The 25244-nt window shown below is 41.8% G+C and carries 25 protein-coding genes, 1 tRNA gene and 1 pseudogene; 7 read left to right on the top strand and 20 right to left on the bottom strand.

The genetic code is table 11. From position 1 onward, the window contains the following. From J6836_RS13570 to J6836_RS13530, 9 genes are all read right to left on the bottom strand, one after another. A complete protein-coding gene (locus tag J6836_RS13570; protein WP_219244549.1) occupies window positions 1-1113 on the bottom strand; it encodes a DgaE family pyridoxal phosphate-dependent ammonia lyase in 1113 nt (370 codons plus the stop codon). After that, complete coding sequence (locus J6836_RS13565; RefSeq protein ID WP_219244548.1) at window positions 1097-2236, bottom strand: amidohydrolase/deacetylase family metallohydrolase; 1140 nt, start codon at window positions 2234-2236, stop codon at window positions 1097-1099. Before J6836_RS13565 ends, J6836_RS13570 begins: the two co-directional genes overlap by 17 nt. A gap of 537 nt (window positions 2237-2773) precedes the next feature. Further along, the gene (locus tag J6836_RS13560) at window positions 2774-3424 is read right to left on the bottom strand and encodes a DUF4310 family protein (protein ID WP_219244547.1); all 651 of its coding nucleotides are present in this window, start codon (window positions 3422-3424) and stop codon (window positions 2774-2776) included. Between the two features lie 2 nt (window positions 3425-3426). Beyond that, window positions 3427-4218: a DUF4311 domain-containing protein gene (locus J6836_RS13555; protein ID WP_206083579.1), complete on the bottom strand. Its 792-nt coding sequence runs from the start codon at window positions 4216-4218 to the stop codon at window positions 3427-3429. Between the two features lie 26 nt (window positions 4219-4244). After that, the gene (locus J6836_RS13550) at window positions 4245-4541 is read right to left on the bottom strand and encodes a DUF4312 family protein (protein ID WP_047756106.1); all 297 of its coding nucleotides are present in this window, start codon (window positions 4539-4541) and stop codon (window positions 4245-4247) included. Next, window positions 4541-4906 carry an SFCGS family glycine-rich protein gene (locus tag J6836_RS13545; RefSeq protein WP_206083580.1) on the bottom strand — a complete coding sequence of 122 codons (366 nt, stop codon included), beginning with the start codon at window positions 4904-4906 and terminating at the stop codon, window positions 4541-4543. Before J6836_RS13545 ends, J6836_RS13550 begins: the two co-directional genes overlap by 1 nt. Before the next feature lie 31 nt (window positions 4907-4937). Beyond that, a complete protein-coding gene (locus J6836_RS13540; RefSeq protein ID WP_206083581.1) occupies window positions 4938-5276 on the bottom strand; it encodes a transcriptional antiterminator in 339 nt (112 codons plus the stop codon). Between the two features lie 483 nt (window positions 5277-5759). Then, window positions 5760-7697, bottom strand: coding sequence for a BglG family transcription antiterminator (locus J6836_RS13535; RefSeq protein WP_219244546.1), 1938 nt, complete (start codon window positions 7695-7697; stop codon window positions 5760-5762). A gap of 208 nt (window positions 7698-7905) precedes the next feature. Next, entirely contained in the window at window positions 7906-8613 is a 708-nt protein-coding gene (locus J6836_RS13530) for a pirin family protein (RefSeq protein WP_219244545.1), read from the bottom strand. Between the two features lie 121 nt (window positions 8614-8734). On the opposite strand from J6836_RS13530, the gene J6836_RS13525 reads away from it, so the two are divergent. Continuing rightward, window positions 8735-9628, top strand: coding sequence for a LysR family transcriptional regulator (locus J6836_RS13525; protein ID WP_219244544.1), 894 nt, complete (start codon window positions 8735-8737; stop codon window positions 9626-9628). A 407-nt stretch (window positions 9629-10035) separates the two neighbouring features. Here the strand turns inward: J6836_RS13525 and J6836_RS13520 are convergent, their stop codons facing one another. The 5 genes from J6836_RS13520 to J6836_RS13500 all read right to left on the bottom strand — a co-directional run bounded on the left by J6836_RS13520 (window position 10036) and on the right by J6836_RS13500 (window position 12603). After that, a complete protein-coding gene (locus J6836_RS13520; protein ID WP_219244543.1) occupies window positions 10036-10431 on the bottom strand; it encodes a DoxX family protein in 396 nt (131 codons plus the stop codon). 258 nt (window positions 10432-10689) lie between these two features. Further along, the gene (locus J6836_RS13515) at window positions 10690-10992 is read right to left on the bottom strand and encodes a YqjK-like family protein (protein ID WP_255586229.1); all 303 of its coding nucleotides are present in this window, start codon (window positions 10990-10992) and stop codon (window positions 10690-10692) included. Then, window positions 10976-11383 carry a phage holin family protein gene (locus J6836_RS13510; RefSeq protein ID WP_219244542.1) on the bottom strand — a complete coding sequence of 136 codons (408 nt, stop codon included), beginning with the start codon at window positions 11381-11383 and terminating at the stop codon, window positions 10976-10978. Before J6836_RS13510 ends, J6836_RS13515 begins: the two co-directional genes overlap by 17 nt. A gap of 6 nt (window positions 11384-11389) precedes the next feature. Further along, entirely contained in the window at window positions 11390-11695 is a 306-nt protein-coding gene (locus J6836_RS13505) for a DUF883 family protein (protein ID WP_206083588.1), read from the bottom strand. Window positions 11696-11934: 239 nt separating this feature from the next. After that, window positions 11935-12603, bottom strand: a complete 669-nt coding sequence (locus tag J6836_RS13500) for a DedA family protein (protein ID WP_219244541.1) — start codon at window positions 12601-12603, stop codon at window positions 11935-11937. 615 nt (window positions 12604-13218) lie between these two features. Between J6836_RS13500 and J6836_RS13495 the strand changes: the two genes are divergently transcribed. After that, a complete protein-coding gene (locus J6836_RS13495; protein WP_219244540.1) occupies window positions 13219-14181 on the top strand; it encodes a TerC family protein in 963 nt (320 codons plus the stop codon). Window positions 14182-14444: 263 nt separating this feature from the next. Then, window positions 14445-15698 (top strand): serine/threonine transporter SstT, encoded by a 1254-nt coding sequence (sstT, locus tag J6836_RS13490; protein ID WP_219244539.1) that lies wholly within the window; start codon window positions 14445-14447, stop codon window positions 15696-15698. Between the two features lie 58 nt (window positions 15699-15756). Here sstT and J6836_RS13485 read toward each other — a convergent pair. The 3 genes and pseudogenes from J6836_RS13485 to J6836_RS13475 form a co-directional block, all read right to left on the bottom strand. Beyond that, window positions 15757-16317: pseudogene (locus J6836_RS13485) on the bottom strand (carbonate dehydratase). Further along, window positions 16307-17224 (bottom strand): GTP cyclohydrolase FolE2, encoded by a 918-nt coding sequence (folE2, locus tag J6836_RS13480; RefSeq protein ID WP_219244538.1) that lies wholly within the window; start codon window positions 17222-17224, stop codon window positions 16307-16309. The pseudogene J6836_RS13485 and the gene folE2 overlap by 11 nt, the downstream one beginning before the upstream one ends. A gap of 156 nt (window positions 17225-17380) precedes the next feature. After that, on the bottom strand, window positions 17381-19402 hold the full coding sequence (locus tag J6836_RS13475) for an NADPH-dependent 2,4-dienoyl-CoA reductase (protein WP_219244537.1): 2022 nt from the start codon (window positions 19400-19402) through the stop codon (window positions 17381-17383). 224 nt (window positions 19403-19626) lie between these two features. On the opposite strand from J6836_RS13475, the gene J6836_RS13470 reads away from it, so the two are divergent. Beyond that, window positions 19627-20223, top strand: coding sequence for a GNAT family N-acetyltransferase (locus J6836_RS13470; RefSeq protein WP_219249510.1), 597 nt, complete (start codon window positions 19627-19629; stop codon window positions 20221-20223). 193 nt (window positions 20224-20416) lie between these two features. Here J6836_RS13470 and J6836_RS23345 read toward each other — a convergent pair whose 3' ends face one another. The 3 genes from J6836_RS23345 to J6836_RS13460 all read right to left on the bottom strand — a co-directional run bounded on the left by J6836_RS23345 (window position 20417) and on the right by J6836_RS13460 (window position 22702). Continuing rightward, on the bottom strand, window positions 20417-20674 hold the full coding sequence (locus tag J6836_RS23345; protein ID WP_275074862.1) for a PAAR domain-containing protein: 258 nt from the start codon (window positions 20672-20674) through the stop codon (window positions 20417-20419). A 4-nt stretch (window positions 20675-20678) separates the two neighbouring features. Then, the gene (locus J6836_RS13465; RefSeq protein WP_219244536.1) at window positions 20679-21044 is read right to left on the bottom strand and encodes a T6SS phospholipase effector Tle1-like catalytic domain-containing protein; all 366 of its coding nucleotides are present in this window, start codon (window positions 21042-21044) and stop codon (window positions 20679-20681) included. A gap of 587 nt (window positions 21045-21631) precedes the next feature. Continuing rightward, on the bottom strand, window positions 21632-22702 hold the full coding sequence (locus tag J6836_RS13460) for an NAD(P)H-dependent amine dehydrogenase family protein (RefSeq protein WP_219244535.1): 1071 nt from the start codon (window positions 22700-22702) through the stop codon (window positions 21632-21634). 361 nt (window positions 22703-23063) lie between these two features. Between J6836_RS13460 and J6836_RS13455 the strand changes: the two genes are divergently transcribed. From J6836_RS13455 to J6836_RS13445, 3 genes are all read left to right on the top strand, one after another. Next, window positions 23064-23140 (top strand) — tRNA-Ile (locus tag J6836_RS13455). A 1145-nt stretch (window positions 23141-24285) separates the two neighbouring features. Then, window positions 24286-24627, top strand: coding sequence for a helix-turn-helix domain-containing protein (locus tag J6836_RS13450; RefSeq protein WP_219244534.1), 342 nt, complete (start codon window positions 24286-24288; stop codon window positions 24625-24627). 67 nt (window positions 24628-24694) lie between these two features. Continuing rightward, the gene (locus tag J6836_RS13445; protein ID WP_219244533.1) at window positions 24695-25225 is read left to right on the top strand and encodes a fimbrial protein; all 531 of its coding nucleotides are present in this window, start codon (window positions 24695-24697) and stop codon (window positions 25223-25225) included. Window positions 25226-25244 lie beyond the last annotated feature (19 nt).

The following is a 25244-nucleotide window of genomic DNA, read 5'->3' as shown; positions in this document are numbered from 1 at the left end:
TTAAATTCCTTCTACTAACAAACGAATATTCTTTGAAATAACATCAAGTTGTTCTGTACTGACGCTGCGGATATCCGCCTCGACCTTCCCTTCGTTGGCTTTATATTCACGGAAGTAAATGGCGGTATCGCCTTGTTTTAAGTCAGCCATAATTTGGTAGGTTGTTTTGCCAATCACTTTCTCATCGAAGCTGATTTCGGTACGGGCGATGTCACGGCCTGCAGCGTCCCAGACGACTTGGGCTGAAATGCCCTTAATAGCATTGAGGTCACTGATAAACTTCGTCATGCGCGTGACCATTTCTGCACCTGTTTCTTTTTGCGCAGTTAAGTATTGTTCGATAGCAAGGGTTAATCCCAAAATGCCTTCTTTGCCGACTTTCATTGCACGGCCAATACCTTGGCTTTGGCGTTTTACCCACTCAACATACTGCTTTTTACCAACAACTAAGCCACTGGTTGGCCCTTCAATGGCCTTTGCACCACTGTAAATCACAATATCGCCACCCGCTTGGTAATACGCGGTTAACTCTTCTTCTGCGGCAGCATCAACAATCAATGGTAGCTGGTGGTCATGTGCCACTTTGGCCGCTTGTTCGACGGTTAACATACTTTTTTGCACAGTATGGTGTGACTTGATGTATAAAATTGCTGCTGTATTTGGAGTGATTTTAGCGGCTAATTGCGCCGCGCTGCATTCGTTTGCAAAGCCAGCTTCAATCACCTTTCCGCCCCCTAAAGACACCATAGTGTCGACAGGCGCTCCAAAGTTAACGTTATGCCCTTTTGGTAAAATAATTTCACGGGGAACAACTTTTTCCGATGAATGCAGGTTCAGCAATAAATCATCATCGTCCTGCACAATCACACCCGCAACCGCTTGAGCGATCCCTGCTGAAGCGCAAGACACCACGACAGCGGCCTCAACATTCAACAGATTGGCAATGTACTCACCTGTTTTGTTAACTAAATCTTTAATTTCAAAATAATTGTTAAGCCCGTAAGCGACACGTTCAACAACTTCAGGCGTTGGTGTGGATACGCCGAGTATGGTCATGCGGCCAGATGCGTTGATAACGTGTTTTAACTGATACTTCTCATAAATCGATTGCATGTTCAGATTCGCCTTGTGCATGAATAATATGTTTACCACCAACGATAGCGGCAATAGGTACAAAGCGTTGTGTACCTATGCGGTGCTCGCCTTCTGCGTCAGTGAGTTCAGTTTGTTCTTCCTTCAGATCAAACAACGTAATGTCTGCATCGAAACCAGGTTTTAAATACCCTTTTGCTGGAAGCGATAAGAAATTGGCGGCTTTTTCCGTCACACAACGTAAAATTTGCTCAGCGCTAAAGCCCATGCACAGGAATTTGGTCATCACAAATGCAAGGCTGTAAACGGGGCCATTCACGCGGTTACGATGGTAAATATCGGAGCTGATAATGTCAGGGTATGTGCCGATGCGCATGGCTTGTTCAGCCACTTTAAAGCTAAAACTTTCACCACCATGACCAACATCTAAAATGACGCCACGCGCCAATGCTCGGGCAATAGATGGTTTAAGATAGCCATCATCGCCTAAAATTTTGTTTGGTTTGCCATTAAAGCAGTGTGTGATGATGTCGCCACGCGTTAGCAAATCAGCCACTTCATCAATATCTGGCGGGTTATTACCGATATGTACCATCAATGGAAGACGGTGTTTTTTCTGCATCTCTTTGGCTTTAACTAGCGGTGCAATGCCATTTTCACCCACAACGCTTTTACTCATTCGTGCTTTCATTCCAACCACAAAGCCTTGGTGGCGCTCGATAGCTTCTTGGAAACACGTTTCGTTGATGTTGTTCATATCGGATAATTCATTTTGTGCAATGATGCCAATACGTGAAATATTCAACAAAGAAAAGACGTTGGTTTTGGACTTTTTGGTTAATTGATAAAATTTATCAATATCGTCAGCACCTACACTCCCAGCGTCAACCAGTGAGGTTACGCCGCCCGCGGCGCCTGCTAAATCAGGGTCATCAAAGTAGATAGGTGACTCGGCAAAACAGTGTGCATGAGAATCAATCCATCCCGCGCTGACATATGTTTTTCCTTTCAGGTCAATGACTTTGTCAGCTTGTTGGTCATGGGCTAACTCAGGGCCTGCCGCGTCGATTTTTCCGTCTTTAATCAGAATATCGATAATTGTGCCATCGATACGTTTACCGTTTTTGATGATGAGTGTGTACATGATGTAGTTACCTTCTTCATACTCGTCATACTTCAAACCGCAGCGTTGTTGGCTGCCCTCCCGCTACCCTAGTCACATACTTTTGTATGCTCCTAGGGATATCGTCGTTTGCCGCCTAGCCGCAATTTGAATTATTTAGAGTATGCTTAAATACGTGTTCTAGTTCTAAATGATGCAAACCGCAGCGTTGTTGGCTGCCCTCCCGCTACCCTAGTCACATACTTTTGTATGCTCCTAGGGATATCGTCGTTTGCCGCCTAGCCGCAATTTGAATTATTTAGAGTATGCTTAAATACGTGTTCTAGTTCTAAATGATGCAAACCGCAGCGTTGTTGGCTGCCCTCCCGCTACCCTAGTCACATACTTTTGTATGCTCCTAGGGATATCGTCGTTTGCCGCCTAGCCGCAATTTGAATTATTTAGATCATGCTTAAAAGTGTGTTCTAAATGATGCAAACCGCAGTGTTGTTGTATTTGAATCCGTTTTTACGTCATACTATTTCGTGACCCGGGGCATATGCCCCGGGAAAATAAGAGTTAAGCAGCGATAGGGAAGAAATAACCGAATAACATCGCGCCTAAAATTGCCCCACCGGCAACCGGTTTTTGCCATACGTAAAAGATAAGGGCGCCAATCAGTGAACCTATCCCGATTGGAATGGAAGCGGCCATCGCGGCTAAGATAATCAACGGGCCTAAGAATCGACCTGAAGTATTACCCGCACCCATCATGACGTCAGCACCAAAGGTTGAGTTGGCTTGAGCAATGGTGAACTTACGAGCAAACACAATCAGTAAGCCGATTAGCACGCCAAGGAATAACCCTGTCAGCAACGAAATCCAGAAGTTAGTGACTAAAATATCCCAACCCGCGGCGAGGAATAACGCAGGGACACCTAGGCCAATACCGGTTTGCAGTGCGCCACCGATATCCAAAATCCCCACCAGTGAGCCTTCGATAATTCGAGCGAATAAGAAACTCGCACCGAATGCCGCAACTGCACCATAAACCCCAGTGTCGAGCCCTGCACGTAACATGGCGACAAACGCCACTTCGTTAAATGCGCCGAACCCGTAGACCACATACATATGGGTACCTGCGAAGATCCCTGCCGATAGCAGCCCAACAAAGATGGGGAATGACCATTCTGCGTACCAAAAATCGTCTTTATTAATTTCAGTTGTCATGATTATTTCCCGCTCAGCAGTCCGTGGACGTATTCAAGCCATAATGGTTTGTCTAGGTTGAAAGAGGTGATCATCTTCAGGTCAAATTCACGGAAGAAACCACTCAGAACGAACAACAGAACGACAGTGATCATCATGGTGCGTGTGATGCGGTTCCAGCCGTTGTCATCAACGCCTTTACCAATCAAGATACCTAACACTAAACCTGGGATAGCGTTACCCATGATTAACTGAGCACAACCACCGAACAGCGTTGCCCAGAAACCAGAGCGGCGGCCTGCATCCATTGCTGCTAACCAGAAAATAACTGGCATCACGGTATTTACCAGCAAGTTTGCCGCAGGAACAAGAACGTTAATTGCCGTGGTTTGCAGTGCTGCAGGAACCGCAGATGCGGTGGTATTTAAGAATGCCACCACGAATGCCCCGATGATGGCACAAGCAATCGCCATTTTTTTCGGGTTATGCAGTGTTTCTGCCACGTTACGGTTTTTGGTTAGTAGTGCCGCAGCACCCCAGTTTGGAATGATACGGTGGTCAACGTCTTGGGTGAACGCACCCGCTGCAACGGACGATGCCCATGCGTTAAAGAAGAATCCTAAGCCGAAAGAGAAGTGAGATGCTGGGTCGCCTTCACATGCGTTAAGTTCGCCCAATGTACGAAATGCCCCCATCCCTTGTACGGTCGGTGCGTGGAACATACGTGCCGCGCCTGCGCCTAAACCGAAGCCGCAGAGCCCACCGATAATGAGGGACATGCCCAATATTTCTAAAAAAGATGCAGTTTCACTCATGGAATTAACTCCAGACCTGATTGCTATTATTGTTCTGTAAATGGTATTTCGTTGACAGAAAGTAAGGTAACATCCAGCGAAACGTCGAGTACAACACGGAAATGTTCACGTTTGCGTGGCAAAAAGATGAAGAGAAATTTTTCTGTCCGCGAGTGCGAGTGAGCACTAACAACCTCAACATCCTTTGGTTCTATCCGCAGGATGATGTCTGTGCTGTTTTTCAGTACGGTTTTTTGAATCGAATTTAAGGCGTCCGCAATGGCTTTTTGCTTGGTGTCGCCTTGCCCTGTCACCCGTACTGTCGTTTCGATCGATTTTTTCATTAAGCGTTGCCGTATTTTTTATTAAATGCTTTAACTAAGCGCTCGCCTAACTCTTCCTTGTCCATAAAACCGAAACCTAATACATTGCAACCCTCTGCAATTGCGGTTTCTCCCTCTTCGATAGAGCGCATCCCATAACGAGCTTTATAGCCATATTTGGTTTGAGCTGTGATAGCACCTGCGCCGCCACTGCCACAAAATGAAATTCCAAGGTCGGCTTGCTCTGCGTTCATGACATCACCGAGTTTCATATCGGCTGCCACACCCGGTACAACAATCGCTTTACCGCCAGCTGCTTCAACGCCTGCAGCAACTTTTTGCCCTTTACCTAAACGGTCTCCGATCACAATAACGATCTGTTTCATATAAATATTCTCCAATCCTACAACTTAAAAATTAATCATTTGAACGAACGACTTCAAAGTGAACAGAAAGCAAATATGTCTCTTCTGGTGCTAAGCCGGGGAGCGTATCGACAACCCGCTGAGCTAATGCAATCGAATGTTGAGAAATTTCATCGAATAGACTGATATCAACCTCCGGTAATGCTTCGCCAGTTTTCGCTCTCGCTACCATGGCACGTAGATGAGACTCCAACATTTGTTGTTGTACATCGGTGGTGTAGCAGTCCTCTTGCTTGAGCCAGTCAGTAATCACTGCCAGCAGTTTTTGTGTGACCTCATCAATATCAAGGTCGTGCTCTAACATTTGAAAAACGACAACTGATTCACTCATAACTATTTAAAATCCAAAGTAATATTGCTAGTTAAACTACTCTGTTCCTTCATGTCTTATACATTAGACGCTTATTGGCAATTTTTGCAGGCAGTGAATTTCCACTTAGAAGTGGAAATAATTTGGAAATTAAATTAAGTAAAATTGGTTCGTTATTTAACCTATTTGGAAGTTAAGTGGAAAAATTGACGTGTATCAATCATCAGTAAACGATTATCTTGGAGGTGAAAAAGTATTAATATTAATAAAATCAATTAAATATGTTCTATGGGTGATAGCTGGAAATGGAAAATATAATTGGAAGTGAAAGTGGAAATGAAAAATTAGCGTAGGCGACTTCTGACGATTATGGTTTCCACTTAGCCATTTAGGGTGTAAAACAAGCGAGTATAAAGGGAAAAAGATTTCGTAGAGTTGTGGTTAGGATCACGTAAAAGACGGCAACTCCCACTTTTCCACCTTGAAGTGGAAGTTGCATAAGGGCTATAGCACCCTTGCCAAGCTATCTTTGGCGATCACTTGGAATTCATTGAAGTTTTTGACACTAATAAGGCGGCGGGTGGTTTTTTCTTTCACAAAGGTGACGAATAAATCGTAAATTGCCATCGCTTCCTCATAGTCTGCCTTACTGATGGCGAGCAGAAAAATAACATAGGCGTTTTCTTTGGTTTCTTTATTCCATTCAATGCCTTTAGGGGCAACAACTGTGGCAACAACTGTCTTGTTTGCCAATAAACCTAATGAATGAGGGAGCGCGATACCTTCACCCAAAAGGGTGGATACGATGGATTCGCGCTCTTGCAAAGACGGATAAAATTCAGGCGTGACGTAGCCTTCTTGTTGTAATTTATGACAAACCGTTTGGAATAGCTCTTCTTGGCTGATTTTTTCGTTAATCACCATAAAAAATCGTTCATCAAAAAAACGCTCGATAATGTAAGGGCGAGTTTGGTCCACCATCGCGAGTCGCCCAACTTGCTCTAATTGGTATGGTGTTGGGAAGGGAGCGATCTTGATAACAGGCTTGTTTTTCTCAGAAATTCGTACCGTTGTGATCACAAAATCCTCACTCACTTCACTCAGCGATTCATATTCTTGCAAGGTGAGCCCGCGGCTAAATTTCAATTGTGGAAATTCGCGCATAATTTTGGACTCGACCACACGGAACGTTGAGTTCCCCGCATCGGTAACAACCAGCACCTCGGTTTGGCGTATCGAGCCGGCACCATAGTTACGCTCAAGGCTCACACCGATGTGAACCGCAAGGTAGCCCAGTTCATCCTCACTGATGGGGTGTGGAAGTAATTGCTTACTTGCACTGGTTAACGCACTGAGCGTGACATCATAGGCGAACGGATAGTATTGTTTTATATCCGATAATAATGGGTTTGGCGTGGAAATATGGTACTGCAAGCGGGTGATCAACGCAGCAAGATGCGTGTTGAGATCTTTTTTGAGCTTTTCATCATTTCGTAAGTCATAGTTATATAACTCATTAATATAATTCAAAATATAATCAGAAAGCTCATTGTGGCTGCCACTTTTTTGTGTGGAAGAGTCTTGGTGGCTAATGCGCTGAGCAATAATTTGATCATGCAAGTAACTCAGCTCTGCATTAGAGAGGTCATTGCCTAAAAAGTAAATTAGCCCTTTTGAGATTTCATCACAGGCTTTGCGGATCACCTCTTCCGTTTCATCATTTTTGACGGAAGTGGTGAGTTCATGGCCTCGTGTGATGCGTAAAATGGTTACGGCGCAGTTAAAAACGAGGTAGAGATGCCCTTCATTACTGATACGAATATCAAAGCGATTCATGCTGTTATGAAGCACTTTATCAATATAGGTTAAATCCAAATTATCCAAGCTATCTGGGCGGAAGGTGGTTAAATCTGGGGTGATTTGTTCTGAATAACGGCGCCATAATGTTTCCGTCATACAAGCGCGAATTGCCCATTCACTGCCATTGAGGCGAATGCCTTGATGGGGAATGCTTTCCAATGCGATTTGGTATTTTTGCAGCTGTTCTCGGACTGCCCCCATATCTTGTTGTAGAGTACCACGACTCACGAACCACTCTTCCGCAATGTCATCAAGTTTTACGGGAAGGGATAACATTAATAATTTCAATAGCAACGCATCAATACGCTCTTTGCTGGTGCGGGGAATGGCGCTATCTTCTTCGCTACGTTGTGTAAAAGTGGCAAACAGAGTTTCATCTTCAACTTTTAAACGATAACCTCGCCCTCGCTCATACACGATATGCGCGTGATATTCTTCAATCAATTCATTGATTTCATTGATATCAGAACGAATTGTCCGCGTTGAAACAGAAAAACGTTTGGCAAGTTCATCTTGAGGAACAACCTCATTGAGAATTTGGGCAAAAATTTGATTGTGCCGTTGTTGAGTGAATAGCGCCACGAAAACACCTTTAAAATCAAAACGAAAAAAGCCATTGAGTGAAAAAAGGGTAAATTTCTCACTCGCTAATGGCTGGACTCTATCACAGGGTTGTCAATATATAGGATATGTAAATGATTAAATTTGCGAATCGGTTCGCAAATTTTCCCTCGTACTTGATAAAATACGAGGGATTTTGGTTTTAGGCGACAGGAAGTTGGCGGTAAACTTAGTTTTGTTCACCGAGGTCAATCAATAAACCACGAAAATCTTTATCAGCGGTAATTTCAAACTCGTCTTCGTTTTGCAAAAAGACCCCATCATTACAGCTCATAGTTAACGTTTCGCCATGTTTATTACGCAACGTCGCGCCGCCATGTATTGATTGCAAAAAGGCATTCTCGCCTTTTATGGACATCACCGATGATGATTCTGGTGCTAAGTGAATTTGGTTTATCCAAATTTGTTGACGTAGCTGAATGCTGTTTTTTTCGCCATCTGGCGATGCCACAAGGCAATTTTCATCTTCAGAAATTGTCACTTTTTGCAATGGTAATGACTCTTGTTGTGGGCAAGCATTTAACCAGAGCTGCAAGCGTGTTAATGGTGTCTGTGGGCAGACATTTTGCTCGCTATAACTCAAGTCTGGGCGAGGTGAAAAGCGCACGCAGTCACCTCCATTTGCATCAATGGTATTCCCTAAACTATCGCGGTATTGCGCATGTCCTTTTAGGACGATATTTAAGATATCGACATGGGGATACATTCTTGGCTGTAATGAGTTTTGCGGCGCTATAACCTCTTGATTCAGCACTCTTAGTGTTTTGAATCCCATAAAATCAGGGTCAAAATAGTGGCCGAAAGAAAAAGCATAGCGAGCTTGTAGCCAACCATAGTCTGCTTTTCCGCAATGGTTAACGGGTCTCAATGTCATCATAATGGTTAACCCTCATCCAAATAGTAAGTTAATAATCTATTGTTATAATAAACAGCTGGACGTTGAATTGTTAGCCAGTTAATCTGTTTCCCTTATTCAAATTTCCTGAAAGAGATACATCATGAGTAAAGAGAGAGCATTAACGCTTGAATCATTAAGGGTGATGGATGCAATCGACCGACGTGGCAGTTTTGCAGCGGCAGCAGAGGAGTTAGGTCGAGTGCCATCCGCGCTAAGCTATACCATGCAAAAGTTAGAAGAAGAGCTCGATGTAATTTTGTTTGACCGTTCAGGACATAGAACCAAATTTACCAATGTCGGCAGAATGTTGTTGGATAGAGGCCGTATTTTACTTGAAGCGGCGGATAAGTTGACATCAGATGCGGAAGCGTTAGCAAAAGGTTGGGAAACGCATTTAACGATTATTTGTGAGGCATTGGTGCCAGCACAGTCATTATTTCCGCTGGTGGAGCGTTTGGCTGAGAAGTCAGAAACGCAATTATCATTGATTACAGAAGTGCTGGCAGGGGCATGGGAGCGCCTAGAAAGTGGTAAGGCGGACATTGTGATTGCACCTGATATGCACTTTCGTTCGTCATCAGAGATTAACTCAAAACCGTTATACACCATTAACCATATTTATGTGGCAAGCCCTGATCATCCGATTCATCAAGAACCCGAGCCACTTTCTGATGCAACTCGGGTGAAATACCGTGGGATAGCGGTAGCGGATACTGCCCGTGAACGCCCTGTGATCACCGTACAGTTGCTGGATAAGCAGCAGCGTTTAACGGTATCAAGTATCGAGGATAAGCGTAATGCATTATTGGCAGGGCTTGGCGTGGCGACGATGCCGTATCCGTTAGTAGAGCAAGATATCCGCGAAGGGCGCTTGAAAGTCGTCGGGGCGGAGTTTAGCCATGAGACGACGATTATTATGGCGTGGCGCAGGGATAGTATGGGGGAGGCGAAGTCGTGGTGTTTGCGTGAGATCCCCAAATTATTTCGTTCATAACGTCGTCATACTCCGCACTGTAGCTTTGTTGGCATCACTTCCTAACCCTAGTCACATACTCATGTATGCTCCTAGGGATTAGCAAGCTTGCCGCTTTGCTACAGCACGAATTATTTAGAAGTTAATAGCAGTTTTAGAACCCCATTATTGCCGACAACTCAAACTATTTAGAGTTTACGAGTGCGGTTAACTAGCTATGATTCAAAAAAGTAAAACAATCTCAGCCTGATATTTAGACTTGGCTTATAAACTAAAAGAATAAATAAGGCTTTCCTACATAATTTTTACCTATATTTCCCCTTCAACTGGTTCAAAATCTTTATTTTAGGCAAAAAAATACCTCCCGAAGGAGGTAAAATTGGACAAACAAATGAAATTAAATCAATAAGGGTGATATGAAACGCGTATTACCATTTTTTGCCGAGTAAATGATCGATACTAAATTTACCAGGGCCTGTGACCGCTAACAGTAAGAAACCGCCTGCGATAGTAAAGTTCTTCATAAACATCAAGCTGTTTGGTGCCACACTAAAATCAATGTGGAACATTAATGCGGTTAATACGGTGAAGCCCGCAGTGAACAAAGCAACAGTGCGCGTTAAGAAACCAAACAGAACCGCTAATCCGCCGCCTAATTCTAATAAAATTGTTAACGGTAATAAGAAGCCGGGAACACCCATTGCTTGCATATATTGTTGTGTGCCTGCGTAGGCATCACCGAGTTTTCCATATCCAGCGACAATAAATAGGATTGGCATCATGATACGGGCCAATAATATCGCACCACTTTCTAAATTTTTCATCGAGATTCTCCAGACTAATAAGTCATTAAATGTTAGTTAATTGCGATATATGTCGCTTTATAAAGTTATTTTTAGCACTAATTGGCTAGAAATCATTTGATGGGCTTATAGTAGCGATTTGCTTATTCAATAAAAAGTAAAGGTTATTCACAAAGATAGACAAAAAAATTGAATGAACTTATTTTGGGAATAAAAACTAGATAGATACATCATTTATCTAATTGAATAATAAGGACTATTTTTCTTTGAGGAAAATGGCTATTTTTTGCTGGTTTGAATTGCGCTTTGAATTGAACGAACTAAGCCCCAAATGGTGATGGCTTTTCGGCCTAACAGCAGGATTTTTTGTGGTTTGCGTAGGGAGTAAACAGAGAGTAAGCCTGTGGCTGCAATGACTAAAGGGCGAAATGTCATGACTGTTTGCCAAGCACGGTCATAAGGTGCGGTAGTTTGTAGCCAATCAGAGGATGTTTCAGCCAATTCTTGGCGCTGACGCTCAATTCTTCTGACTAAGCGCTGTTTTTTGGCAGCCAGTAATTGTTGCTTATTTTTGTTCATCATCCTTTCTCGCTAACGCGTTGGCATCTTGAGCTAGTTGTTCTCTCGTTGCACCCAGTAAGGTTGATTGCTTTGCCTTTTTTAACGCCCAAATAGCAAAAATAATGGCAAGCAAGATTAACGCGCCTGTTGTTATCGCCAATGCTTGGTAGCGGTAAATAGGGTCAACAGACCAAAAGATTAAGCCGATCAGGCACATCAAACCAAATGCGGTGAATAGTAGCGCTAAGCCAGCCAATAAAAGAAGTTGAATCAGGTTGAGTTTTTCTTCTTCTAACTCAACAGCAATTAACTCGAGACGAGTTTGCACCATGCCGACTGAAATGTTGGCTATGCGTCGTAAGGTTTTAAGGACCCCTTTACCGGGGCCCTGACGTTGCTGATTTGGTTCCATAAGCAATTAACGTTTAGCGAGCAACACGCCAAGAACAACGCCCACTGCTGCGCCAATACCGACGCCTGTCCATGGGTTTTCTTTTACGTAGTTATCTGCGCGTCCCGCAATTTCCTTGGTTTGCTCGGTGATCCTTTCGGTGGTTTGGCCGAGTTTTGCGCGAGATGAGCACAGTGCTTCTTGTGCTTTTGATTTTAAACTTTCGATCTCTTCTTTCGATTTTTCGCCGGTATCACTAAGCATCGCTTCCAGAGAGTCGGCTAAAGCACGTAGCTCCGCACGTAGTTCGTCTGATGAATGATTCGATGACATATACAACCTCCTATCAATAGAAAAAGCGTATTCGTTGTATTAACAATAGCGATTTTTGTACTAAGTGCAATCGAATATTCAGTGTGATTATGAGTTATTAACAAAAAATGACAAACAGAGTGTTCTAAAAAATAGACGTTGAATCAGCGAATTAATGCTGTTTTTAGTGAAGGAGAAATGGAAAAGTAAAAATGAGTAAAAACGAAAATGCGGGAGCCAAAGTGCCCCCGCAAGTTGAATTAGTTAGCTTTTTTGCCTGACAGTTTTTTCTTTACAACGACAGCAATGCTGCCAACTAAACCGATAACTAACAGACAAACAGGGATTAACATCAGTACATTCATAATGCGATGTTCATATTGCTGGAAAATCGGGCTTTTACCAAAACCGTAACCAATCGCGGTTAAAATCAACACCCACAGCAAACCACTTAACCAGTTAAAAATTTGGAAGCGGCCATTTTTTAACCCCGCCAAACCTGCGATAGTGGGGAGTAACGTTCTTACGAAGGCGAGAAAACGGCCAATCAGCAGCGCAGCAAGACCATGGCGGTGGAATAAGCCATGAGCCCGTTGGTGATAATGTTCAGGGAGATGTGCGAGCCAGCCTTTGACTATCTTTGTATTTCCTAACCAGCGACCTTGTATATAACCCACCCAGCAGCCTAGACTTGCGCCAGCGGTTAAAATAACGATGGTGAGAGGGTAGCTCAAGGTGCCTTTCGCAATCAGGACGCCCACTAAAATCAATAAGCTATCGCCTGGTAGAAATGCTGCGGGTAAAACCCCATTTTCAAGAAACAGGATAGCAAACAGCATAAGGTAGATAGCCCACATCAATGATGGGTTTGAGAGTGTGACATAATCTTGGTGCCAAAGGGCAAAAAAAAGTTCTTTAACTAATTCCATTAATGTTTCCTAAACGGCAATAACAGCAACAAACTTGTTGTTGGGCAGGGAGAAATGGATTAAGTGAATGCCTAAGTGAAAGCGTTGTTTCCTCAGGCTGTTAGTGTAAATCACGCTCACTTTAACAAAACCGAAAATAACTAAACAGCAAATTTTAAGCATATTTTTAGAATTCATTTAAGTTGAGCTGTATTTTTACAATTAATCATCCCAATTGTAACAAGGTAAAATGGCTAAAAACTCACTTTAGTAGAGGCTTTTAGCTAGAAAATGCAAAAGTTTGTTGTTAATTTGACTTTTAACACAAAAAAATTGCGTTAAATCTAATATAGCTAATTATTGCATTTTAAGATTATTTACCGTATATTTTGCGCATAGCAAAGGGGAGTAACTTCTTCTTGTCGGTTTATCGTCATTACGGTGTACACATTACACCCGGTAGCCGAGCACCACATTACCTGTCCTCGGGTTAATTGTGTTGTAAGTGAGACCTTGCCAGAAGGCGAGGTTTGCTCATAATTTACAACCAATAGATAACTCCTTGAGGTTAAAGAATTTTAAGCGGCTGATGTCTTCTGGATATCAGCCGTTTTTTGTTTTTTAAGGGATAGGAAAATGCACTCAGTCGGTAACCCTGTTTTATGGGGCAGTTTTGCAGTTATTATTTTAATTATGTTACTTATCGATTTGTTTTGGCAGGGTAAACACAAAGGCCAAGCCATGTCGATGAAGCAAGCTGCGGCTTGGAGTATTGTGTGGGTCACGCTTTCGCTGATTTTTGCCGCAGGTTTTTGGTGGTATCTCAACGATAATGTAGGCCGTGAGTTTGCCGATAGCCAAACAATGGCGTTTTTAACGGGTTACTTGTTAGAAAAAGCCTTGGCAGTGGATAACGTCTTCGTATGGTTAATGCTATTTAGCTATTTTGCGATCCCAGCAAGTTTGCAACGCCGTGTTCTAGTCTATGGTGTGCTAGGCGCTATCGTATTAAGAACTATCATGATTTTCGCGGGCAGCTGGTTGGTCACGCAGTTTAGTTGGATTTTGTATGTCTTCGGGCTATTTTTACTGTTTACTGGTCTTAAAATGGCTTTTGCCAAAGAAGATGATTCGCCAATCAATGATAAACCGTTAGTGAAGTGGGTACGTTCACACCTTCGTATGACGGATGAACTGCACGGTGAAAAATTCTTTATTAAACGTAATGGTGTGCTGTTTGCAACGCCGCTTATTTTAGTGCTGATCTTAGTTGAAATCAGTGACGTTATATTTGCGGTGGATAGCATCCCTGCTATTTTTGCCGTGACGACTGACCCGTTTATTGTTTTAACGTCTAACTTGTTTGCTATTTTAGGGTTACGTGCGATGTATTTCTTGCTGTCAGGCGTCGCAGAGAAGTTCTCAATGTTAAAATATGGCTTAGCGGTCATTTTAAGCTTCATTGGTATAAAAATGCTGCTTATTGATATCTACCATATTCCAACGCCGATTTCGTTGGGAACGATTGCCGCAATATTAGTGGTGACATTAATTATTAATACAATTGTTAACAAACGTAACGAAGCAAAAAGCAAATAATACCCTTCAAAATTTAAATCCCTTACCGATGAGGTAGGGGGTTTTTGTTTTAACTCTCTGAAAAATCACAATCATTCTCCCTTGTGCCATTCTACTATAAGAAACAAAACTCTATTGCGATCACAGTTATGTAAAATATTTGTTAAGTAAAGTCAATCATTGTGTATATTTTGAATAATAGCCTTTTCACAAGGTATTTATTCCTTATACTGGCTCTGCAAACACATTTAATTCCTAATAAAGATAAATAATATAGGTCTACTATGGATACAAATAAAACAGGGTTATGGCGAGTGATCACTCACGGTAGTTTGGTCAAGCAGATACTGGTTGGCTTAGTTGCAGGGATTTTATTGGCATGGTTATGGCCATCGGCAGCAAAAAACGTGGGGCTGCTAGGTCACTTATTCGTGAGCGCGTTAAAAGCTGTTGCACCAGTCTTGGTATGGGTATTGGTAATGTCGTCCATTGCTAACCATCGTCAAGGGCAAAAAACCAGTATTAAACCGATTTTAGTCCTCTATATCTTAGGTACATTCTTCGCTGCTTTAGTGGCTGTTATCGCATCATTTATGTTCCCATCGACACTTGCTTTGGCGGGTAGCGAAACAGAAATGAATCCTCCAGGTAACATTGCTGAAGTTCTCAGCGGCTTATTAAACAATGTATTCACTAACCCTGTTGATGCGCTGATTAACGGTAACTATATCGGTATTTTAGCGTGGGCTATTGGGTTGGGTATTGCATTTCGCCATGCGAGTGATACGACAAAAACATTGTTACTGGATTTCTCCAATGGCGTGACTCAATTAGTCAGAGTCATTATTCGTTTAGCACCGTTGGGTATTTTTGGTTTAGTTGCCTCAACGATTGCCACAACAGGCTTTGAAGCGCTACAAGGCTACTTCCATGTATTAGCCGTTTTATTAGGCTGTATGGTGATTGTGGCATTGGTTGTTAACCCATTAATCGTTTATTCAAAATTAAAGCGTAACCCATACCCATTAGTGTTTGCGTGCTTACGTGAAAGTGGTGTTACGGCGTTCTTTACCCGTAGTTCTGCGGCGAATATCCCTGTTAATATGGCAATGTGCCGCCGTATGAATTTGCATGAAGACACTTACTCTGTTTCTATCCCATTAGGTGCAGCTATTAACATGGCTGGGGCGGCAGTCACCATTACGGTTCTAACGCTAGCGGCTGTTCACACCAAAGGCATTCCTGTGGATATCCCAACAGCATTACTGTTAAGTGTGGTGGCTTCAGTGTGTGCATGTGGCGCATCCGGCGTTGCGGGTGGTTCATTATTATTAATTCCATTAGCGTGTAATATGTTTGGTATTCCGAATGATGTTGCAATGCAAGTGGTTGCGGTCGGTGTGATGATTGGTGTACTGCAAGATTCAGCGGAAACCGCAGTGAACTCTTCTACTGACGTCTTATTTACTGCCGCAGTTTGCTTGGCAGAAGATGAAAAGCTCGCAAATTCAGAGACTCAGCTCTCCCATAATGATTAATAGTTTTATGCGATAAACGAGAAGGCAGAATAGATATTCTGCCTTTTTTGTTTTTGAATTAAAATTCATTACGTAAGCGACGATAGCCTTCAACTAACTGAATATTCGTTGCCGCGACTTCCTCCTAAAATTGCAATGAAGCGCGGTCGACTTGTTTGAAATCCGATAAATCGCTGTGCCCGTTAACATGCACGCAAGAGGGGATATAGCGTGCAGGGGGAAGCGTTAGGCCATCAACCACAGCGTTGTAGCGGATCACACAATTTTCGCCAATCACACAATTAAATAAAACGCTATTGAAGCCAATAAAAACACGTTGTGCAATCTCGCAAGGCCCATGGACAATGGCACGATGTGCGATAGACGTGTGTGACCCGATATGAACACCTGCACCACTTTTGGAGTGGATCACCACGCCATCTTGAATATTTGAGTGAGAACCTATCACTATGGGTGACATATCTCCGTCCTCATTCAGTTCATCTGCGCGGATCACCGCATAAGGCCCCACATACACGTAATCTTCAATAATGACTTTGCCACAAATAATCGCGGTTGGGTCAATGTAAGCCTTTTCAGAAACAACAGGTACATGGCCTGATGGGTTTTTACGCAGCATGGTCACCTCGTTTCCAGTTGGTGCGTGCAGCGGCATTGTGTGCATGCAAACTTTCTTGATGGTCTATTTCAACGGTAACTTCGTCAAATTGGCATTGATGACTAAACGCATTGATTAACCTTCTTGCTGCATCTTCACAGAACATTAAATTTTGCCCATTAGTGATGGCAAATGCTTGTTCGTCACTACGTTTCACCACGGTTTGAACAGGGGTGAGAAGGATGTTTTCGATACGGTTTATCAATTCAATAACGGGCAGCTCTTTCTCCTCTGCGTTTAAGGTTACAGTGACCCACGCCCAGCTTCTTTGGCTATGAGGCGTTGCAGGTAAGCCTTGTTTTACCAACCAATCAAGGACTTGAGCTTGCGGTAATAACGGCGTTTGGTTATCAAAATCCAGTGCAAACTGCTGCTGCATCACTTGGGCACAAAGTGCAGTTGAACTGGGGCAGGTAGAAGAATAAGGCACACCAACCTTCAACCGAATAGTGAATGAATTTTTAAAATCAACTTCTATTTCAATAGGATAAGACTTCCAGCCAAACTGATTAGAAACTAAAGAACGGCGAGATAGCAAGATATCACCATAAATACGAAGGTGAGCTTTAGAGGACGTTTGAATATGAGAAGACAACGCATGCTCCAACGTTTGCCTGAGCAAATCACGGGTTAATTCACTTTGAGTAAGAGCGTCTAAGGACTGGTAAAGGCGAGACATATGAATGCCTTTTTGCCCTTGGAAATTAATCCCAATATCGACATTTGCATTAACAGGGCGACCGGCTAACTCAATGGGTAAGGCAATCCCTGTCATACCCACCCAATCGAGCCCTATTTGGCTGTGAGTATCATTTTGTACTTGTGCATCTGCGAGAGGGGTGGTGAGTGTTTCGGTAGTCAATGACATAGAGCCTCAGTAATATAGAATGCAAAGTTATGTTATAACATAACAATTAATATCGTTAAAGTGAGGCAAATAAATAAATAGCACTGGATCATTGGGAGAGGTATTCAATTTTCCCCCTTGAGTAATACATTCAACCAAGAGGGAAAAGGGGGAGAGCTAAAGCTGATAAGCGATTTTCATGCCTTGCTCGATAGCCCTACGTGCATCCAATTCAGCGGCTACATCGGCTCCACCAATGACATGGGCATCAATTCCATGTTCAGCGAGCTGAATTTTTAATGGGCGATAAGGCTCTTGCCCTGCACATAACACCACATTATCGACAGGCAAACACTGCGTTTTATCTTGATAACGAATATGCAAACCCTCATCGTCAACACGCATGTATTCCACACCATTGAGCATTTTCACACCGCGCTTCATTAATGACAAACGGTGAACCCAACCGGTTGTTTTCCCAAGGCCTGCACCGACCTTGCTGTTTTTTCGCTGTAATAAATAGAGCTGGCGAGCCGACCTCACGGCATTTTTATGCTCTGGGTAAATTCCCCCTTTTGAATGAATTGTGGGGTCAATATTCCACTCTTGATTAAACAGTGAAGTGTCCAAACTGCTACTTTTACCTTCTTGTGTTAACAGCTCTGCCACGTCAAAACCAATGCCCCCCGCGCCAATAATGGCGACATTTTTACCAACTGCTTGCTGGTGGGTAATCACGTCAATATAAGAAACCACTTTATGGTGATCCGCTCCTTCAAGCTGAATTTTACGTGGGGTGACGCCAGTGGCAATAATCACTTCGTCAAAGCCTGAAAGACTTTGCGCATCCGCTTGTTGTTCAAGGCGAACATCCACGTTCAACAGCTGTAATTGTCGGCAAAAGTAGCGGATAGTTTCATGAAACTCTTCTTTACCTGGGATCTGTTTCGCTAAATTAAATTGCCCGCCAATTTGGTTCGACTTTTCGAATAACGTGACTTTATGGCCGCGCTTAGCTGCATAAATGGCGCATGAAAGCCCCGCAGGGCCCGCCCCGACAATAGCAACCGATTTACTTTTAGCGGCTTTTTCATTGGGGTAATCCATTTCCCTAACCGCTTGCGGGTTAACAAGGCAACTGGCGAGCTTCCCGCTAAAAATTAAATCAAGGCAAGCTTGATTGCAGCCGATGCAGGTGTTTATTTCGTCCGCACGGTTTTCGGCGGCTTTACGTACAAAAGCTTCATCCGCAAGGAATGGGCGAGCCATCGACACCATATCCGCTTGCCCATTGGCAAGAATTTGCTCAGCAACAAAAGGGTCATTGATACGGTTTGTGGTAATTAATGGAATATTCACCTTGCCCATTAATTTTTGGGTGACCCAACTAAATGCGTGGCGAGGGACTTGCGTTGCGATGGTAGGGATGCGGGCTTCATGCCAACCAATACCCGTGTTAATCATACACGCGCCTGCTTTTTCAATTTCGTTAGCAAGGTATTCGATTTCTTCCCACGTTGAACCGTCTTCGACCAAATCCAGCATCGACAACCGATACACAATAATAAAGTTAGCGCCAACGGCTTCACGAATGCGCCGTACAATTTCAATAGGAAAACGAATACGATTTGTGTAGTTACCGCCCCATTCATCAGTTCTATGGTTTGTACGTTTAGCAATAAATTGGTTAATTAAATACCCTTCAGAACCCATGACTTCGACGCCATCATAACCTGCTTGTTGCGCTAATTTCGCGGTATTCACGAAATCATCAATGGTTTTTTGTACTTCATCCGCTGAAAGCTCTTTAGGTGCAAATGGAATAATTTCGGCCTGAATAGCACTTGGAGCCACTAATAATGGGTGTAATCCATATCGGCCCGCATGTAATATTTGTAGGGCGATTTTGCCATCTGCTTGGTGCACAGCATCGGTAATTGTGCGGTGAAATGGCAGCTGTTCTGAGTTATTCAATACCGCACCATGGGCGGTTAGCGCACCTTCAGGATTGGGTGCGATACCCCCTGTAATAATTAGGCTGACGCCATTTTCAGCACGTAAACGGTAAAAATGGGCAAGCCGTTCGCTCCCTTCAGGGTGTTCTTCGAGCCCAGTATGCATTGAGCCCATTAATATTCGGTTTTTAAGTACTGTATGCCCCAAATCAAGGGGGGTAAAAAGATGTGGGAAATTGCTCATATGATGCCCCCATTCGGGATTTATTTAACAGGTCAGATGAGTTAACTGTAGCGTAGTGAGCTTATAAATTGGTAAAGATGTTAAAATTTTGTGATTTTTATCATATGTTTTAGGTTAAATTGCTAAGTCAACGCAGTTAAGTGACGCCATTTTATTTTTATGTCATAAAAAAAGATTAAAAAAGTAGAGATACACCGCAAAAAGAGCCACATAGGGAAACCATGATGAAAGAGATTTGCCAAGCTATTACCTTAGAAGGTGAATGCGTTCGCCTTGAGCCTTTATCTCACCAATATGATGTAGAACTTGCGGCGATTATCCGCCGTGATGGGCTGCATAATTTATGGTATGCCTTAGTTCCCGATCCTGATAATTTTCCCCAAGACGTTGAAAACCGCCTTGTGCGTTTTGCACAAAAAGAGTGTCTGCCATTTGTGGTTATCGACAAACGCACGGGAAAACCTGTTGGCATCACGTCGTATAATAAAGTGGATAATGCCGTGCAACGGGTTGAACTGGGGGCTACGTGGTACGGTGTTGAGGTTCAGCGCACCGCGATTAATACAGAGGCTAAATATTTATTGTTAAAGCATGCCTTTGAAGAGTTAGAGTGCGTTGCGGTGGAGTTTCGCACACACTTTTTAAACCATCAGAGCCGTAAAGCCATTGAGCGTCTAGGCGCAAAACTGGATGGTATTTTACGTAGTCATATGAGAACTAAGACAGGCGAGCTGCGTGATAGCTGCGTTTACAGCATTATTGCGTCTGAATGGCCGGCGATTAAGCGCCATTTAGAATGGCAGATGGTAAAACCGCGCTAAGATGTGGGGCGATATTCAGAGCCCTTTTTAAGAGCGAATGTCGACCCATTGAATATTCTTTGTTTTGTGAAAATCCGCCATACTCTGAGGGGGCGGATTTTTATTTTTTAGCGGTGCATGATAGTAATAACATGGGGCGACCTGTCTTAACGAGGTAAAAAGATTTTTCCTGGCAGTACAAAATTACGCAGGGTTAACAGCGCAAGGGGGCCTTCCCCCATTTCGGTACGCAGCATAAAGGGCAGGGTATTGCCATTTTTGGTCTGCCAGTAAAATTCACTCCTTCAATAGCACTGGAGCCCTCCAATACCGTGGTGGTGTGGCCATGGCGGTTGCAGTTTGCGCTATCGCCCACACAGGCCACGGGCTTGCCAAACGCAAGGTATTGCCCCGTCAAAACAGTTCCACCATAAGGCCTTAACGTATCACCGACACGAATAACGTTTTTCATTGCATTACCCCACCTTTAAAAGTTTATCGGGTTCAACCGATTGGCAAAGGGCATCAATAATCCCTTGTGAATAGTTATATTCGATTTGGGCTTGTGTGATTTTAAACACCTCACTGGCATCTTTCGTGGGTTGAAGTAATTCAGCGGCATTATCAACAAATGGAATGCTAAGCCCTGTGGCGATATCAATGACTTCATACTCCAATGAAAGCAGTCCAACGGTGCCGCTAATACCCCCGAGTACGCCTTTGATGTCTTTTTGTTTAACGGTATAAATGGCGCCCCCCACAAGGGTGTCAATACCAATCAGTTGCCCTGCGAATGCAATTGGGGAAAGGGATTTATTGGTTTCATTACCCGCATAAATCATTCGATAGCGGAAATACCCCGCCCAAGGCTCACGGGTGCCCGTTTTTTTGCGTCTTCTACGTATGTCGATTGGGGAAAATATAGGTCAGTTTATTTAATCAATAGTGATGTGCGAATAATATGCGGTTATTTATTTTAGTTAGGGGGTGATTTCTTATGTTTCTTTATGTATTAATGTATTAAGTGGTGCTTTAAAGTGTTAATGGCTGTTTTTAGATAGGAAACATAAAGTGTAATATGACGTTTTAGACCGTTTTTTTAGGTAAATAGATAAATAAAATTACTTATAACCTATGCTGTGAGTCGTTGTCAGCTTATTCGTGATGATGTCGTGAAAATGACCGCAATACAGGCGTTATGCAACTAGGTTAGAAGCCCGTTTTGCTGCTGAGTGGTCAACTTTGTATTTTACTGGGGGAACTCCAAAAGAAATCAGTCGCATTTTTGTTCTAGCGGGAAACGTTATTTGATGAGCAAGCACAGAGTCATAAACTGTGTTGTAAATAAAAAGGCCGCAATGGTATGCATTGCGGCACTATTGAACACTTAACTAAACGGCATTACACCTTAAGGTGTGTTTCTCTCTGTTTATAAGTATTCATGCATCGGTTTAGTCATATAGATATTATTTGGCATTTTTTCCGTTGTGGTATAGCCTGCCGGGCTATTAATTAGCGCTGGAATACGGTTAACCAAGTTTGCACAGGTTAGCTCAACCGTTGCTGGGTTATTCACCTCAATGGCGGTATCAGGCTCACCGATTAACTGCCAGCTATTTTTATCACATTCATCAGCAGTTAAAATTTTACCAATACATTCGGTCTCGAGGGTCACACCTTCAGCGGTTTCGGTGATGACAACAGCGGATAACCCAAGTACATCGCCTTTTTTCACCGTCATTTTCAGTGTGTCAGAATAAATATCGGCTTGTGCGATTTGTGGGACGCAGCGCTGTGTTTGGTTGGTGATGGTTAAACCTAGGCGGCTACATAACCAGCCATTTTGTGTCCACATATAAGGCGGTGCATATTCACCACTCTCGATTTTTTGGGAAATGACGTCATAAGGCAAGTCATTGTAATTGCCAATTTGCTGGTTAAATTCATCAACAGTGAGCCCTGCACCGTGGCCGATTGCTAAGGCAATTCCATAATCTTCCACGTTATAGCAGCTGGAGCCTTTGATTTTCACCAGTTTATGCATTGACCCTGCTAAGGTATCAACGAGTACACCCCAATACATATCTGGGTAGCCGCTTCCTGCTAAGGTACAGTTATTCGCTTTCGCTAAAGCATCAAGCTTTTGGGTAATTTCAGGTGATGAATTCCAAGGGTAAAGGGCTTCTTCACCTGTAGAGATTGCATTAACGCCATGGCGAGCGAACAATGAGAATGCGTCTTCTAAGTCAGCCATAGTGCTGAGGGTCGCAATAATCCCGACATCTGGTTTTAAGGTTTCGAGTGTTGCATCCGCTTCATGAAGAGGTTGAACTTTTACACCTGTCGGTTTAGTACCCGCGATTTCGCCGATATCTTTACCAATGACCGCATCGTTGATATCAAAAGCCGCCACAACTTCAGCGCCATGCTCTTGTAAGTAACGGATTAAAAATTTGCCCATTTTTCCGCAACCATATTGAACTGCACGTACTTTTTTCATCGTTTTTGTCCTATATGCGAATTATCTATGAGTCATATTGGAAGATCTAAATTATAAAATTATTGTTCTATATCAATTATTTGAATAAAGGATGTTTAATAAAATTGATTGCCGTTATGTGACCATTTACAGGGTAAATTTGATATAAAACAGTGCTAAATATAAATAAAGTATATAAAAGCCTGTTTAACAAAAATTGGCAGCCACTCGCAAAAAGGAAATATCATGGTGTGATTAATGGATTTGCTAAATGCTATTGCGTTGAAATATAAGTGCGATAACGGTTTTGCACACAATTTCACCATCCAGTTTTGAAACACTAGACCTACGATAAAACTGCACGTATAATCCATCCCACTTCGGCCCCTTAGCTCAGTTGGTTAGAGCAGTCGACTCATAATCGATTGGTCGCTGGTTCAAGTCCAGCAGGGGCCACCAAATTTTAGCTGTTAAATCAGCGTATTAAGCCACTTTTAACGAAGTGGCTTTTTTGTATCTATCAGAAATTGTCTTTTTTGTCCTTTGATACTTTTTCCTGTTTGTTCATCTCTTAGCAGGTTAACCCCCCGAGTTATGGCATTAGCGACTTTATGAGGTAGTTAATAAACATGGGGAGATGTTGAAAATTTATTTTTGATGAAAATATATGGTTTTTATTAATCTAACTGGTTACTCATAATTTTAAAATCATGAGGTTTTGAGTGGGCTAGATTTTATTTTAAATTAAAAAATGGGGAATGACCTTTGTTTTAGTATGGATTTGTATCAGTTTTTATAAATTTATTTTTTTATTAAAATTGAGTGTTGCTTTAATGGCAGTATTATTTCCCGATGTGTAAATTCTTATATATCAAAATGAAAATTTTTATCTTTATTTGATGCTCATTAGAAGCGGATATAGCATTAATGATACCTTTTATTGTATTACGTTATGTTTTTTAGTAAGTATAAAAGATGTTCTTTTGTAATTTATTCACTTTATTTGTATTTTTTTGTAGATTTTAATCCTCATTATCTTTGTTTTTTTTGGATTTATATATTGTTAACTTTAAGTGGAATGCGTGATTTTTAAAGGTGAAAATATGAATATATTTTATTTTGTTAGTTATTATTTCTTTTTACTCTCATTTGGTGTTTTTTTAAACCGTTGAATTATAATGACATATTTGTATTTTTTTTGTTTTGTGATTGAAAATCATACCTGAAAAATGAGTTTTAGTGTGTTTTTTGTCGTTCTTTCATTACTATTTTATTCTAAATATTACAATTTATTAATTTTGGTTTAAAAAGTTTTTTTTCTTGGTATTTTTAGATTATATCTCTAGTTGTTGGTTTTCGTTTTTTGAGTTGTCAAAAAATGATTCCACTTGAGGGCTTATTTAACTTATTGATAATAGTGGTTATTTAATCATTGTTAAGAAATGTAACGTATTTGTAGTTGCTAGGAAAAAAAATGTTAGTGATTTGATTTTGGTAAGTTACTCCTTATAATTGTGAGCATTCGAATGGTTATTTCTATATATCTATGTAAGAAATTCTAATATTAGAATTGAGTGATTTTAATTCTCAGGTAAATAATTAATATGAGTATTAATAAAGATTTCTTTAATGACCAATTAGAGAATCATGATAATTTTTTTTCGAAATTTTGTGGAGCTGTTATCAAGAAATTGCGAAAAGAAGTTGGAGTGACTGGTGCTGAGTTAGCAATGAAATTAAATATATCGCAGCAGCAAATGTCTCGATATGAACGTGGTATTAATAAATTTTCAGTGGATATGTTATTTAAAACATCAATTGTTTTGAATGTTCCATTCGAAAGATTAATTAAATATATATTATCGGAGATGGAAGAATCTAATTCTGATGATGTTGCGATGTTGAAAAAAACAATTTCAGCATCTGATACGATCTACTTTTATTAATTTTAGTAGATGGAATGTTTTGTAGTAATGAAAAATATCTAGTTATTTATAATCTATTGAGGAATATATGAAAAAATTATTTTTATTAGCATTAGTTTCTAGTGCTATGAGCACTTCTGTATTTGCTGCTGATATGGGACACGGAAAAGTCACTTTTAAAGGCTCTATTATTGATGCGCCATGTTCTATTTCACCCGATTCAATTGATCAAACTGTTGAGCTTGGGCAAATATCAAATATAGCGCTAGTTAGTGGGGGAAAATCTAGCCCACGGGCTTTTGATATCGCTTTAGAAAATTGTGATGTAACAGCATTAAAGACAGGTGTTCAATTAACATTTAGTGGTGCAGCAGCTTCATTTGATAATACAAATAAAACGTTAGGTATTGTTGGTACTGGCTCAGGAGCAGGCATACAAATTACGAATGGTAGCGGAAATGTAGTTGTTTTAGGAAAACCAACGCCATTCCAAAATATTCAAGATGGTAATAATACTCTGCGCTTTTCTGCATATTTAATGGGTAATGGTGGTGATATTAAAACTATTACGGCGGGTGAATTTAGCTCCGTAGCTGACTTTACGTTGTCATACGAATAACTGCTTAATCGCCAGCAAA

Origin of the sequence: Providencia sp. R33, assembly GCF_019343475.1 — a bacterium.
GTDB lineage: Bacteria > Pseudomonadota > Gammaproteobacteria > Enterobacterales > Enterobacteriaceae > Providencia.
Note: the sequence above shows the minus strand (reverse complement) of the source record. Positions and strands in the feature narration are given on the sequence as shown.